Raw genomic sequence first — 13,898 nt, 5'->3', positions numbered from 1 at the left:
TAACTCAATCCAAGCGTGCGATGACCCGGATTTCGACCAAAGCGCCCTTGCGGCGTAATCCTGCAATCTCAACAGCAGTCCAGGCGGGGTATGGCGGCTTAACATATTGCGCATGCACAGCGCTAAACGCATCAAAATGCGCTTCAAGATCAACGTGGTAGCTCGTCATCTCGACGACGGCACCAAAGTCCAAATCTGCCGCTATGAGTACGTTGGCAATCTTTTGAAATGCAGCGTGAAATTGGGCGTCGGGGTCGTCCGGCATGGTCTGGTCGGGCCCGCTGCCCGTCATGCCCGTAAGGAAAAGATGTCCGTTCGAGATGATCCCTGGGGACAGCTTGAGCGGAATATCGGCGGCTGACACCCCTTGAGGATAAATGCCGCGCTGGGTCACGCAGGCTCTCGCAAGACCCGCGGCACTTTGAATTCCACATTCTCTTCTGCAGTGACGACCATTTCAACCGTGACGTCATAGCGCGCACGAAATGCCTCAATCACCTCATTGATCAGCACTTCAGGGGCGGATGCGCCCGCCGTGATGCCGACCGATCCGATGCCGTCAAGCGCCCGCCAATCGATATCGCTGTTGCGCTGCACCAATTGCGCATAGGCGCAGCCTGCACGCGCACCGACCTCAACGAGCCGTTTGGAGTTTGATGAGTTTGGCGCACCCACGACCAGCATCGCATCGCATTTCGGCGCCATCGCCTTGACCGCCTCCTGCCGATTGGTGGTGGCATAGCAGATATCTTCCTTATGTGGTCCCACGATTGCTGGGAAGCGTGCCTGCAGCTCTGCAACGATATCTGCCGTGTCATCAACCGAGAGGGTGGTCTGTGTGACAAAAGCCAGCCTTTCAGGGTCGCGCACAGCGACCGTGGCCACGTCTTCAACTGTCTCAACCAGCAGCACCTCACCTTCGGGCAATTGCCCCATGGTCCCGACAGTTTCCGGGTGGCCTGCGTGACCGATCATGATCATCTGCAAACCGTTATCAGCGTGGCGCTGCGCCTCGATATGGACTTTGCTGACAAGTGGGCAGGTGGCATCGACATAGACCATCTGTCGCGCTTGTGCTGCCGCGGGGACGGATTTCGGAACGCCATGGGCTGAGAAGATCACCGGCCGGTCATCAGGGCATTCGTCAAGTTCCTCGACAAACACAGCACCTTTGTCGCGCAAGTCGTCGACCACGTATTTGTTGTGAACGATTTCGTGCCGCACAAAAACCGGCGCGCCCCATTTCTCAAGCGCCATTTCAACGATCTTGATTGCGCGATCAACACCGGCGCAGAACCCGCGTGGTGCCGCAAGATACAGGGTCAGCGGTGGTTTGTGCATGTCAGCCTCCGATCAACTCAGTCTAGAGTTAAGGAGTCGCTGCGCCAAGGTCCAGCGCGCGTGCCCGTGCCGCCTTGGCACGGGCACCACGATAAGAACCGCGCCCTAGCTTTCTTCGGTAACTTCCTCTTGCGTGTTGACGCGCGGTTCCCGCGCCGGGCGACCGACGACATCGCGCAATTCATCAAGTTCGATGAAGTTGTCAGCCTGCCTGCGCAGTTCATCTGCGATCATTGGCGGCTGGCTGCGAATGGTCGACACAACAGAAACACGCACGCCTTTGCGCTGCAATGCCTCGATCAATGGGCGAAAGTCCCCGTCGCCGGAAAACAGAACAACATGGTCAACATATGGCGCAAGCTCCATCGCGTCGACGGCAAGCTCGATATCCATGTTACCTTTGACCTTCCGGCGGCCCATGCTGTCGGTGTATTCCTTGGCCGGTTTCGTGACCATTGTGAAACCGTTGTAGTGCAACCAATCCACGAGTGGTCGGATCGGCGAATACTCATCGTTTTCCAGCAGTGCCGTGTAGTAAAAAGCCCGCAACATCTTGCCACGACGCATAAACTCTTGACGCAACAGTTTGTAGTCGATGTCAAACCCGAGTGACTTTGCAGCGGCATAGAGGTTCGAACCATCGATGAAGAGCGCTAAGCGCTCGTCCCGATAAAACATGCAATGTATCCTTCCAAATCCCGTCCTGCATTTCTGACATGCTGAGTGGCTTGCATCATGCAAAACATTCGTTACCTTAGCTTTTTCCCCAAAACTGGCAAGTAGCGAATATGACTCAGTTCGGCGATATGGCGCTCATAGCATTGGGAAGCAATAAGAAATCGCCATGGGGTGACCCTACGGAAACGGTAAATCGAGCACTCGAATTGCTCGAAATGTTAGCGCAAGCACCCGTGTTGAGAAGTCAACTTTATGTCACACCGGCATTTCCCGCCGATGCGGGCCCCGATTTCGTGAATGCGGCAGCGGCGTTCAAGACCGATCGTGCACCCAAAGAGATCCTCAAAGCGTTGCATCAGATCGAAAAAGAGGCCAGTCGCACCCGTGATGCCCGCTGGGTAGAACGAACGCTTGATCTGGACCTGCTTGCAGTGGGCGAGCAGGTTTTGCCCGATGCCGAAGCACACGCGTTCTGGCGCAACCTTTCGTTGACCGAACAGCAAGAGACGGCGCCGCCTGAATTGATCCTGCCCCATCCGCGTCTGCAGGATCGGGCCTTTGTGCTTGTCCCGCTTGCCGATGTTGCCCCGCATTGGCGCCATCCGCTATTGGGCGCGACGGTGCAAGAGATGCTCCTCGCATGCGCCGCTGACGATGTCGGCGCCGTCAGGCCTTTGCAGCCTTCGCAGTGATTTGCCACCCTTGCCAAACACCCAACGCCAAAAGGGTGATAGGGCTTGTCAATACCTTTTGGACGCATTATCAGCATGGCTTCTGACTCTCACCCACCTTTGGAGTATGTCCATGGCCCGCGTCACCGTCGAAGATTGCGTCGATAAAGTTCCCAACCGGTTTGAGCTTGTGATGCTTGCAGCGCACCGCGCGCGGGAAATCTCTGCCGGGGCGCCGATCACGGTGAATCGCGACAACGATAAGAACCCTGTCGTGTCCCTGCGCGAGATCGCAGAAGAGACCCAGCAGGCCGACGATCTGCGCGAGCGCATGATCGAAGCGAACCAGACCCAGATCGAAGTGGATGAGCCTGAAGAGGACAGCATGTCGCTTCTGATGGGTGCCGAAACGGACAAACCCGTCGAAGACGATATGTCAGAGGAAAAACTGCTCCGCGCGCTGATGGATGCGCAAGGACAGCGATAAGGCCGCAACCCCGGCCTGATATGGATAGGCGCGGACCACATGACGACGGCTGATGATCTGATCGCAACGGTCCGCACCTACAATCCCAACACCAACCAATCGCTCCTGAACGATGCATTCCTCTTTGGCGCGGAAATGCATGACGGACAGTTTCGTCATTCAGGGGAGCCTTACTTCACCCATCCGGTGGCCGTGGCCGAAATCCTCGCCGGTCAACAGATGGACGACGCCACCATCGTCACCGCCCTGCTGCACGACACGATCGAGGATACCAAGGCATCCTACGCACAGGTCGAAAAGCGCTTCGGGCACGAAATCGCAGAACTTGTCGATGGCGTCACGAAACTGACAAATCTGCAGCTAACATCCACGCAGACCAAACAGGCGGAGAATTTTCGCAAGCTTTTCATGGCGACCAGCCGCGACTTGCGGGTGACGCTCGTCAAGCTCGCTGACCGTCTGCACAACATGCGCACGATCAAGTCCATGCGTCCTGAAAAGCAGGCGCAAAAGGCGCGCGAGACGATGGATATCTTTGCACCACTTGCGGGCCGCATGGGCATGCAATGGATGCGCGACGAACTCGAAGACCTGTCCTTTCGGGTGCTCAACCCCGAAGGCCGGAACTCGATCCTGCGCCGTTACATCACCTTGCAACGCGAAACAGGCGATGTGGTGCAGAAGATCACCGCCGATATGCGGGTCGAACTGGAAAAGGCGGATATCGAGGCCGACGTGCAGGGTCGCGCCAAAAAGCCCTACTCGATCTGGCGAAAAATGCAGGAAAAGGACCAGGGTTTTTCGCGCCTCTCTGACATCTACGGCTTTCGGATCATCACCGCTACCGAGGCAGATTGTTATCGGGCCCTTGGTGCGATCCACCAGCGTTGGCGGGCGGTCCCCGGTCGGTTCAAGGACTATATCAGCCAGCCGAAATCGAACGGCTATCGTTCGATCCACACCACTGTCTCTGGCCGCGATGGCAAACGGGTCGAGGTGCAGATCCGTACCCGCGAAATGCACGAAGTGGCCGAAACCGGCGTGGCGGCCCATTGGTCTTACAAAAACGGCGAACGGGTCGAAAACCGCTTTGCCGTTGATCCCGTCCACTGGATTTCGTCGCTGACAGAGCGGCTTGACGACGATCAGGATCACGAGGATTTCCTCGAAGCCGTGAAGCTTGAAATGTATACCGACCAGGTCTTTTGCTTCACGCCCAAGGGCGATGTGATCAAGCTACCGCGCGGCGCGACACCAATTGACTTTGCCTATGCTATCCACACGCGGATCGGGTCGGCCTGCGTCGGGGCCAAGGTGGACGGGTTGCGCGTACCACTCTGGACCCGTCTGAAAAACGGCCAATCGGTTGAGATCATCACCGCCGAAGGTCAGACACCACAGGTCACATGGATCGACATCGCCGTGACCGGGCGTGCCAAGACGGCCATCCGCCGGTCCTTGCGCGAAGAAGACCGCGAACGCTTCATCCGCTTGGGTCGCGAATTGGCGCGTGTGGCGTTTGAGAATGTCGGCAAGAAAAGCACCGACAAGGCCCTGCGCCTTGCGGCCAAAGCCCTCGCCGTTGAGGGTTTGGAGGAGTTGCTGTCCCGGCTGGGCAGTGCCGAGATCACGGGGCGTGAGGTCGTCCGCGCCATCTATCCTGAACTTGAACAGCAGCATGGGGACGAGATTGATCAGGGTCGCGCGGTTATCGGTCTCTCGCCTGATCAGGTGCAGCATCGCGGCGCTTGCTGTCAGCCCGTACCCGGTGAGCGGATTGTGGGCATCACCTTTCGCGGTCACGGCGTGGTGGTTCACTCTATCGATTGCGCCGCCCTGGCCGATTATGAGGATCAGCCCGAACGCTGGCTTGACCTACATTGGCAGGAAGGCACCCATGGCGCGGTCAACACCGTGACCTTCGATGTCACAATCGTCAACGCATCCGGCGTGTTGGGACGTATTTGCACATTGATCGGCGAACAGAACGCCAATATCTCTGACCTGAGGTTTATCGATCGGAAACCGGATTACTTTAGGCTTTTGATCGACGTGGATTTACGGGATGCGGAACATTTGCACCGGGTGATGACCGCGCTTGAGGCGGAGGACAACGTGTCGTCCATCAAGCGCTATCGCGATCCAGGTTTGGCGAGTGCAGGGCGCGGTTAGTCGCGCAGGTAAGGATAATGCGCAGTGGTGTTCAAACGCAGGGATAGACGGGCGATCTGGCGGGTCGTCTTTGACTTCTTCTATCCCCGTGGCGGCTGGGCGCGGGCTGCGCAATATGTCAAACACAGGCTGCGGCGGTTGCCCGATACGCCCGAGAAAATCTCGCGTGGGATTGCGGCAGGCGTCTTCACGGCCTTTACGCCCTTTTACGGGCTGCATTTCATCTGCGCAGCGATCATCGCGCGACTGATGGGCGGGAATATCCTTGCGGCACTTCTCGGCACGTTCTTTGGCAATCCGCTGACCTATATTCCTATCGGGGTTGCCTCGCTCGGTACCGGCTATTGGCTTTTGGGGCGACCTTTCAATGCGGCTCTTTTCGGTGTCGGGCGCGATCTGGAGCCGGGGTACTGCACGCTGGGCTGTCGATTTGGAAACGCGTTCTCGGATATCTGGCACAATTTCCTGGCCATCTTTACGCCGCGCATCGCTGATTGGCATGGGCTGGCCGAGTTCTATCACGAGGTGTTTTACCCTTACCTGATTGGTGGCCTGATCCCTGGTGTGATCTGCGGTGGCGTTTGCTATTACCTGTCAGTGCCGGTGATTTCGGCCTATCAGATGCGGCGCAAAAAGGCGTTGCAGGCCAAGCTCGACCAACTCACCAAAAAAACCATTTCAGCGGATGACGACGGCGCGTCAACGTCCTAGGTTCGCTTGCGAAGGGGGACGGATGATGACCACAAAGAAACTGCGTCTCGGTGTGAATATTGACCACGTGGCTACGGTACGAAATGCCCGCGGCGGGGCCGTGCCTGACCCGGTGCGTGCCGCGATCATGGCTGAAGAAGCAGGGGCTGATGGCATCACCGCGCATCTGCGCGAAGACCGGCGCCACATCACCGACACTGACATCGAAAAGCTGATGGAGGCGCTGGAAGGGCCGCTCAATTTTGAGATGGCAGCGACGGCCGAGATGCAAAAGATCGCCCTGCGCCACAAACCGCATGCCGTCTGTATCGTGCCCGAAAAGCGTGAGGAACGCACGACCGAGGGCGGGCTTGAGGTCGCGCGCGAGGAAAATTCACTTGCCCATTACATCGCGCCTTTACGGGATGTGGGCTGTCGCGTGTCGATCTTCATTGCTGCCGACCAGCGCCAGATCGAAGCGACCCACCGGATCGGGGCTGAGGTGATTGAGCTACATACGGGTGCTTACTGCGACGCGCATGCCGAAGAGCGCTTCGCAGAGCGCGATGAGGAACTGAAGAAGCTCACCGACATGGCCGCTTTCGCCGATGATCTGGGGCTTGAGGTCCATGCCGGGCACGGCCTGACTTATGGTTGCGTGGGTCCCGTGGCTGCGCTGCCGCAGGTGGTGGAATTGAATATCGGCCATTTCCTGATTGGTGAAGCCATCTTCCGCGGCCTCGGCCCTGCCATCGCAGAGATGCGCGCGATCATGGATGAAGCCCGAGGCTAGATGTCGGCGCGCATTGCTCATAGATATCAACCATCTTATCGGAAGGGTACGCTATGATCCGTCATATTGTCTTGCTGGATCTCAAGGATGATCACGATGCCGAAGAGCTTGGTGCGATCTTAGACCAACTCGCCGCATTGGTCGGTGCTTTGCCCGGTTTTGTGACCTTCGAACACGGACCAAACCGGGATTTCGAGGCCAAGTCGCAAAACTACCCCTACGGCTTTATTGGGACATTCGAAGACACCGATGCCTTGCAGACTTATGCCGGCGATGCACGCCACAGTGCGCTTGGCGTGCGTTTGGTCGATCTGTGTGTCGGCGGGGCGGATGGCATCATGGTCATCGACCTCGAGGTGCCCGGATGATCCTTGGCGTCGGCACCGACCTTGCCAATATCGAACGGATTGCGGGCACGCTTGAGCGGTTTGGCGACCGCTTCCGCAACCGCGTCTTTACGGAAGTCGAGCAGCGCAAGGCGCAGCGGCGCAAGGACGTGGCTGGAACCTATGCCAAACGCTGGGCCGCGAAAGAGGCCTGCTCCAAAGCACTGGGCACCGGCCTGCGCATGGGCATTTCGTGGAAGGATATGGCTGTGTCCAATTTGCGCACGGGTCAACCCGTCATGGCCGTCACCGGTTGGGCCAAGGACAGGCTCGATCAGATGACACCGGAAGGGCACGAGGCGATCATTCACGTAACGTTGACCGATGATCACCCCTGGGCACAGGCCTTTGTGGTGATTGAGGCGCGCCCCATCGCTTGACAGGCGCACCCCACCACCGCATGTACCCTCAAAACGACTAAAGGATCAGGCAATGGCCGAAAAATCTGGGTTTATCGGCGTCATTGTCGAAACGATCAAAACTGTCTTCTGGGCACTTGTGATCGCTGGCATCTTCCGGACCGTTTTCTTTCAGCCATTCTGGATCCCCTCGGGCTCCATGAAAGACACGTTGCTGATCGGTGACTTCCTGTTTGTGAACAAGATGGCTTATGGCTATTCCTACGCCTCCTGCCCCTCGATCCGTATCCCACAGATCGGCCTTGACCTGGGTGCTGACGACTTTTGTGGCTGGTTCGAAGACCGTGATGAGCGGCTTTTCGGCTCCGACCCCGAACGCGGTGATATCGTGGTCTTCCGCCATCCCGTCACCGGCATGGATTTCATCAAACGGCTGATCGGCATGCCGGGAGATCGCATCCAGATGCAAGGCGGGCGGCTATTCATCAATGACGCGCCTGTTGAGGTGGCTGATGCTGGCGTCTTCACTGAAATCATGGAGCCGCAAGGCCCGTTGCGGCTTCGACCCCGCTGTGAAAACAGGCCCGTGGGGAGCGGGGCCGATTGCATCAAGAGCCGCCAGATTGAGACTTTGCCAGGCGGTGCAACGCACAACATTCTCAACATCATTGATCAGCCAGCCAGCCGCTTGTCGACCGACGATACCGGTGTCTTCACCGTACCCGAAGGCCAGTTCTTTTTCATGGGTGATAATCGCGATAACTCAAATGACAGCCGTGTGCCCCAAACGCGCAGCGGTCTGGGTTTTGTCGACCGCAAAGACCTCGTCGGGCGCGCGGATCGCGTGATGTTCTCATCCGCAGGCCGTTCCATGTTCGCCTTCTGGACATGGCGCGGTGACCGCTTCTTCAAGGCGCTGGAGTGAGGCTCTCTGCCGATCTGTCCGCCTTTTCCGACCGGCTGGGTCATCGCTTTGCACGGCCTGATCTTTTGGTGCGCGCGGTCACGCATTCCTCAATCACCAGCCCGCATCGTGACGACAATCAGCGGCAGGAATTTTTGGGCGACCGCGTGCTGGGCCTCGTAATGGCCGAGGCTTTGCTCGACGCCGATCCAAACGCCCCGGAAGGGTTGCTCGCCCCGCGTTACAACGCGCTGGTGCGGCGGGAAACCTGCGCCGATGTGGCCCGCCAGATTGACCTTGGGGCGGTCCTGAAGCTTGGCCGGTCCGAGATGAAATCAGGTGGCCGCCGCAAAGAGGCGTTGCTGGCCGACGCGATGGAGGCGGTGATTGCCGCAATCTATCAGGATGCCGGGTTTGAGGCTGCACGCAAGGTGGTCCTGAAATTGTGGGGCAAACGCATCCACAACGTAGCCGATGATGCCCGCGATGCCAAAACCGCCCTGCAGGAATGGGCGCAGGCCCGTGGCGAGGTGCCACCGCAATATGTTGAAATCGCGCGCACCGGTCCCGATCATCAACCGATGTTTACGATTGAGGTACGGCTGGCCTCTGGCCCAAGTGAACAGGCGACTGCAGGGTCGAAACGCCAGGCCGAACAGGCCGCCGCCGATGCGATGCTCAAGAAAGTGGATACATGACCGACGGGACAACCAAAGCAGGCTTTGTGGCCCTGATCGGAGAGCCGAATGCAGGCAAATCCACGCTCCTGAACCATATGGTTGGTGCAAAGGTCTCTATCGTCACGCACAAGGTGCAGACCACCCGTGCCCGCATTCGCGGTGTTGCAATGGCGGACGATGCACAACTGATCTTTGTCGATACGCCGGGTCTTTTCAAACCGCGCCGCAGGCTCGACCGCGCCATGGTGGCCGCCGCCTGGGGTGGGGCGGCGGATGCCGATGTGGTGGTGCTGATGATCGAGGCGCATCGCGGCTTGACCGACGGGGTGAAGGCGATCCTCGCCACATTGACAGAGCGGGCCGGCGATGCCCCCGTGGCACTCGCCATCAACAAAATCGACAAGGTCAAATCGGAAAGCCTGCTCGCACTCACTAAAGAAATGAATGACGCCTACCCCTTTGCCGAGACATTCATGATCTCCGCCGAGAAGGGGCATGGCTGCGACGCGCTGAAAGATTGGCTGGCCGCGCAGGTGCCGGAAGGGCCGTTCCTTTACCCCGAAGATCAGATCGCCGACCTGCCCATGCGCATGATCGCGGCAGAGGTCACGCGGGAAAAGCTGACACTGCGCCTGCATAAGGAATTGCCCTACGAACTCACCGTCGAGACCGAGAGTTGGGAAGAGCGCAAGGACGGCTCGGCCCGGATCGACCAACTGATCTACGTGGCCCGCGACGGGCATAAGGGTATCGTGTTGGGCAAGGGGGGCGAAACGGTGAAGGCCGTCAGCCAGGCCGCGCGCCTTGAACTCGAAGAATTCCTGGGCCGCCGCGTGCATTTGTTCGTCAAGGTCAAGGTGCGGCCAAATTGGCTGGAAGAGGCGGAACGGTATTCCGAAATGGGCCTTGATTTCAAAGATGGCAACGCTTGAGACTGACCGCCGAGATCTGGGTCTCAGCGTACCTGACGCGCCTGCGCCTGCAGGACATCCCGGCCTTCGTCGTCAAGCGTGGCGACGGCACGGCGGGGGCGGTGCTGGTCAAACTCAACACGCTTGACGGGCGGGCCTGTTGTTACCAGCGCAGTTTCGACCTGATGACCGGCGCACGGCAATGGGTCGTGCTGACCGAAGGGGACGAGGCCGAGGTGGACGTTTCCATCACCAAACAACAAGGCTTCGATCCCGATCTTTGGGTGATCGAGGTCGAGGACAGACAAGGCCGGCATCTTTTGGATGAACCGGGGCTCGAATAACTTTTATGCCTCCGGCGGGAGTATTTTCGGCGAGATGATAAGGAGTTGTTAACCATGCGGGATCACACTGAAATCACGGCACAGGCTGGAGAGCCGATGGTCGCGCGAGGTGATAAACGCAAGTTAGTCACTGGGGTGAGGTGATCATCATCTCGCCCCAAATACTCCCGCCGGAGGCATCCGAAACTCTCCGCGCGCGCTGCCGCTTGCATCTTTCGATGCCGCGGCAGAAGCTGTGATGATGTCTCAGGTCAACAGATATGATTGAGTGGTCAGACGAGGGCGTCTTGCTCGTCACGCGCCCCTTTGGCGAGACCTCGGTCATTGCGGAGGTTTTCAGCGAAAATCATGGCCGCCATGCGGGCGTTGTCCGCAGTGGCACCAGCCGAAAGGTGGCGCCAATCCTGCAGCCGGGGGCGCAGCTCTCGGTGACATGGAAAGCACGCCTCGACAGCCATCTGGGATCGTTCACCGTCGAACCCATCCGCAGCCGAGCGGCTTCGGCGATGGGCGACAGGCTTGCGCTTGCGGGTCTGAATGCGGTCTGCGCACTTTTGGCTTTGGTTTTGCCCGAACGCGAAGGCCACCCCGCGCTCTATGGCCGCACGATCAATCTGCTGGACCTGCTGGGGCAAACGGATATCTGGCCGCTCGCCTACCTGCGGTGGGAGCAGGCGCTGCTGGAAGAGATGGGCTTTGGCCTTGATCTCTCTGCCTGCGCGGTGCGGGGTGTGAATGACGATCTGATCTATGTCTCGCCCAAATCGGGGCGTGCTGTCAGCCGCGACGGGGCCGGGGAATGGGCGGATAGGATGCTGCCGCTCCCGCCAGTGCTTTCAGGGCAGGGGGACGCGACAAATGCCGAGATTGTCACTGCGTTAGGCACAACAGGCTATTTCATCGAACACCGGCTTGTCAAAAGCCTCGGTGACCGACCCGTCCCTGGCGCACGCGGACGCCTTTTGGACGCCATCGGTCGCTCTTGAGTGTCGTCATATTTTCGTCCTTTAGATTGGTTAAACAACTTTGATGAATACCTCTCATTTGAAGTTTGTGATCTGTGGCGTTGTCGGCTTTGTGATCGGTGATGCTTTGATAAAGGGGGTGAGTTTTGGCTGGGTCGCCCCGCTGCCAGAACCGTTCTTTCATGAAGGTGCCACCCGGTTAGACATGCGCCGCGATGCCCCCAGGCAGACAGAGGCTGCGCAAGCATACAGTGAATGGCTGGCGTCAGACGATTACTTTTCTGCCTTTGCCACGGACTCAAAGGGCAACTTTGGATGGGTGCGCGAGTATAACAGTCTTGAGATGGCTGAGCGCGGGGCGCTTGCTTATTGCGAGCAAGGGGACGGGAACTGTCAGATTGTCGCAGTACGCGTGCCGGATATAGAGCTTCCCGCGGATAGAGAAGTCATCGGAAGTCATACCAACAAGTATTATCAGGAATACCTGACCTTGCCCGGGTATCGTGCATTCGCTACTGCCGAAGACGGATCGACAGGTTGGTCATGGGACTACGACAACAGAGCAGAGGCGGCAGCCGCTGCAATGTCATTTTGTGAGGAGTGGCGACTTGAATCGGATCAACCTCTCCCCTTCTCCACCTGCAAGGTCATACACGTGGCGCCTTAACTGGTCCAAGCAGTTCATGGTCTTGGGTTAGTCAAGCACCCGCCGCGCGATCACTTGCGCCTGAATTTCGGCGGCCCCTTCAAAGATGTTCAGAATGCGTGCGTCACAAAGGATGCGGCTGATCTTGTATTCCAACGCGAAGCCGTTACCACCATGGATCTGCAGCGCGTTATCCGCACAGGTCCACGCAACACGCGCGCCGAGCAGTTTCGCCATCCCGGCCTCAAGATCGCAGCGCCGATCATTGTCCTTCTCATGCGCGCTGAAATAGGTCAGTTGCCGCGCGATCATGATCTCAACAGCCATCATGGCCAGCTTGCCAGCCACACGAGGGAAATTGATCAGCGCTTTGCCAAACTGCTTGCGGTCCTGCGCGTAGCGCATCCCCTCATCAAGCGCCGATTGGGCCACACCCACCGCGCGGGCGGCGGTCTGGATGCGGGCGCTCTCAAACGTCTGCATCAACTGCTTGAACCCTTGGCCCTCGGTTTCGCCCAACAGGTTCTCGCCCTTCACTTTGAAATCATCGAAGTTGAGCGTGTATTCTTTCATGCCCCGATAGCCAAGCACCTCGATCTCGCCACCGGAAATGCCGGGGTCCTGCCACGGTTCTTCATCCGTGCCGGGGGTCTTTTCGGCGAGGAACATTGACAGACCTTTGTAATTGTCGGTGTCCGGGATGGTCCGGGCGAGCACGGTCATCACATGCGTGCGGGCGGCATGGGTGATCCAGGTCTTGTTGCCAGTGATGATCCAGTCATCGCCCTCTTTCCGGGCGCGGGTGCGCAACGATCCGAGGTCCGACCCTGTATTGGGCTCCGTAAACACCGCCGTCGGCAAAATCTCGGCCGATGCCAGACCCGGCAGCCATTTCTCCTTTTGCGCATCCGTGCCGCCGCAGATGATCAGTTCGGCTGCAATCTCGGACCGTGTGCCGAGTGAGCCCACACCGATATAGCCGCGCGAGAGTTCCTCTGACACCACGCACATCGACGCTTTCGACAGGCCGAAACCGCCATATTCCTCGGGGATCGTCAGGCCAAACACGCCCATTTCGGCCATCTCTGTGATGATCTCCATCGGGATAAGCTCGTCCTTCAGGTGCCATTCATGGGCATAGGGCTCGACCTTTTCCACGCTAAAACGGCGGAATTGTTCGCGGATCATCTCAAGCTCTTCATCCAGGCCTGACGCGCCGACAGTGATATTCGCCGATTGCTCTTCCATCAGTTCCACCAACCGCATCCGTGCGGCCTGCGTGTTCCCCGATTGAGTCAGCGTCATCACCGCAGGGAGCATCAACGCGCGCATATCGTCCTGGCTCAGGCCCATGTCCTGCAGGCGGACCATTTCGCCCTGGTTCATCTGGATGCCGCCATAGATCTGCCAAAGGTATTCGCCGAAGGCGATCTGGTGGATCAGTTGCTCCACCTCGCCAAACGTGCCCGCCGCATGTAGTCGCGCCGCCCACTCCTGCATCTGGTGCAGCGATTGCGCGTAGGTGGCGAGCCAGGCGAGACCATGCGCCGCTGTCTGGTGGTCTTCGATCAGTTTGCCGGAGACGCGACCATCATCCTCGACCAACGCCCGCACAGACGCCTTCGCGCGGGCCAAAACATCGTCTACCGCAGGCAAGGATGCCGCTGTCAGATCCAGGAGATCCGCCAGAATCGGGTTGGTTTTCAACGTCATATCCTGACCATCATGCGGCATCACGAGAATCCTTTCAATTTGCAGGCGCAGAGATAAGCTTTTTGCAGTTGCAGCGCAATAATAATTCACTCGAGGCATCTGAAATGAATAAAAGTGTCGCAGTTGTTTCATGATGCAGCCCCCCGCAGATCGGCGTA

General features: G+C 58.4%; 17 protein-coding genes. 13 read left to right on the top strand and 4 right to left on the bottom strand.

Going from position 1 to position 13,898, the window contains the following annotated elements; genetic code table 11:
• Positions 1-4: 4 nt before the first annotated feature.
• The 3 genes from SLH49_RS20215 to SLH49_RS20205 form a co-directional block, all read right to left on the bottom strand.
• The gene (locus SLH49_RS20215) at positions 5-394 is read right to left on the bottom strand and encodes a RidA family protein (protein WP_320270958.1); all 390 of its coding nucleotides are present in this window, start codon (positions 392-394) and stop codon (positions 5-7) included.
• Positions 391-1,341 (bottom strand): 4-hydroxy-3-methylbut-2-enyl diphosphate reductase, encoded by a 951-nt coding sequence (gene ispH / locus SLH49_RS20210; RefSeq protein WP_320270957.1) that lies wholly within the window; start codon positions 1,339-1,341, stop codon positions 391-393. The genes SLH49_RS20215 and ispH overlap by 4 nt, the downstream gene beginning before the upstream one ends.
• A 105-nt stretch (positions 1,342-1,446) precedes the next feature.
• Complete coding sequence (locus SLH49_RS20205) at positions 1,447-2,019, bottom strand: NYN domain-containing protein (RefSeq protein ID WP_320241023.1); 573 nt, start codon at positions 2,017-2,019, stop codon at positions 1,447-1,449.
• Positions 2,020-2,129: 110 nt separating this feature from the next.
• On the opposite strand from SLH49_RS20205, the gene folK reads away from it, so the two are divergent.
• The 13 genes from folK to SLH49_RS20140 all read left to right on the top strand — a co-directional run bounded on the left by folK (position 2,130) and on the right by SLH49_RS20140 (position 12,048).
• Positions 2,130-2,711, top strand: coding sequence for a 2-amino-4-hydroxy-6-hydroxymethyldihydropteridine diphosphokinase (gene folK / locus SLH49_RS20200; RefSeq protein WP_320270956.1), 582 nt, complete (start codon positions 2,130-2,132; stop codon positions 2,709-2,711).
• A 112-nt stretch (positions 2,712-2,823) separates the two neighbouring features.
• The gene (gene rpoZ, locus SLH49_RS20195; RefSeq protein ID WP_320241031.1) at positions 2,824-3,177 is read left to right on the top strand and encodes a DNA-directed RNA polymerase subunit omega; all 354 of its coding nucleotides are present in this window, start codon (positions 2,824-2,826) and stop codon (positions 3,175-3,177) included.
• 39 nt (positions 3,178-3,216) lie between these two features.
• Complete coding sequence (locus SLH49_RS20190; protein WP_320270955.1) at positions 3,217-5,349, top strand: bifunctional (p)ppGpp synthetase/guanosine-3',5'-bis(diphosphate) 3'-pyrophosphohydrolase; 2,133 nt, start codon at positions 3,217-3,219, stop codon at positions 5,347-5,349.
• A 24-nt stretch (positions 5,350-5,373) separates the two neighbouring features.
• Positions 5,374-6,060 (top strand): DUF2062 domain-containing protein, encoded by a 687-nt coding sequence (locus tag SLH49_RS20185; protein WP_320270954.1) that lies wholly within the window; start codon positions 5,374-5,376, stop codon positions 6,058-6,060.
• A gap of 25 nt (positions 6,061-6,085) precedes the next feature.
• Entirely contained in the window at positions 6,086-6,832 is a 747-nt protein-coding gene (locus tag SLH49_RS20180) for a pyridoxine 5'-phosphate synthase (RefSeq protein WP_320271034.1), read from the top strand.
• 53 nt (positions 6,833-6,885) lie between these two features.
• Positions 6,886-7,200, top strand: a complete 315-nt coding sequence (locus tag SLH49_RS20175; protein ID WP_320270953.1) for a Dabb family protein — start codon at positions 6,886-6,888, stop codon at positions 7,198-7,200.
• Complete coding sequence (acpS, locus tag SLH49_RS20170; protein WP_320270952.1) at positions 7,197-7,598, top strand: holo-ACP synthase; 402 nt, start codon at positions 7,197-7,199, stop codon at positions 7,596-7,598. Before SLH49_RS20175 ends, acpS begins: the two co-directional genes overlap by 4 nt.
• Before the next feature lie 52 nt (positions 7,599-7,650).
• Positions 7,651-8,502 (top strand): signal peptidase I, encoded by an 852-nt coding sequence (gene lepB / locus SLH49_RS20165; RefSeq protein ID WP_320270951.1) that lies wholly within the window; start codon positions 7,651-7,653, stop codon positions 8,500-8,502.
• Complete coding sequence (gene rnc, locus SLH49_RS20160; protein WP_320270950.1) at positions 8,499-9,179, top strand: ribonuclease III; 681 nt, start codon at positions 8,499-8,501, stop codon at positions 9,177-9,179. Before lepB ends, rnc begins: the two co-directional genes overlap by 4 nt.
• The gene (gene era, locus SLH49_RS20155) at positions 9,176-10,093 is read left to right on the top strand and encodes a GTPase Era (RefSeq protein WP_320270949.1); all 918 of its coding nucleotides are present in this window, start codon (positions 9,176-9,178) and stop codon (positions 10,091-10,093) included. Before rnc ends, era begins: the two co-directional genes overlap by 4 nt.
• On the top strand, positions 10,090-10,416 hold the full coding sequence (locus SLH49_RS20150; RefSeq protein WP_320270948.1) for a DUF1491 family protein: 327 nt from the start codon (positions 10,090-10,092) through the stop codon (positions 10,414-10,416). The genes era and SLH49_RS20150 overlap by 4 nt, the downstream gene beginning before the upstream one ends.
• 260 nt (positions 10,417-10,676) lie before the next feature.
• Complete coding sequence (recO, locus tag SLH49_RS20145; RefSeq protein WP_320270947.1) at positions 10,677-11,402, top strand: DNA repair protein RecO; 726 nt, start codon at positions 10,677-10,679, stop codon at positions 11,400-11,402.
• A gap of 43 nt (positions 11,403-11,445) precedes the next feature.
• Positions 11,446-12,048: a hypothetical protein gene (locus SLH49_RS20140; RefSeq protein ID WP_320270946.1), complete on the top strand. Its 603-nt coding sequence runs from the start codon at positions 11,446-11,448 to the stop codon at positions 12,046-12,048.
• A 27-nt stretch (positions 12,049-12,075) separates the two neighbouring features.
• Here SLH49_RS20140 and SLH49_RS20135 read toward each other — a convergent pair whose 3' ends face one another.
• Positions 12,076-13,761: an acyl-CoA dehydrogenase family protein gene (locus tag SLH49_RS20135; RefSeq protein WP_320270945.1), complete on the bottom strand. Its 1,686-nt coding sequence runs from the start codon at positions 13,759-13,761 to the stop codon at positions 12,076-12,078.
• Positions 13,762-13,898: the final 137 nt, after the last annotated feature.

Source organism: Cognatiyoonia sp. IB215446 (genome assembly GCF_033963825.1).
In the GTDB taxonomy this organism is placed as follows: domain Bacteria; phylum Pseudomonadota; class Alphaproteobacteria; order Rhodobacterales; family Rhodobacteraceae; genus Yoonia.
Note: the sequence above shows the minus strand (reverse complement) of the source record. Positions and strands in the feature narration are given on the sequence as shown.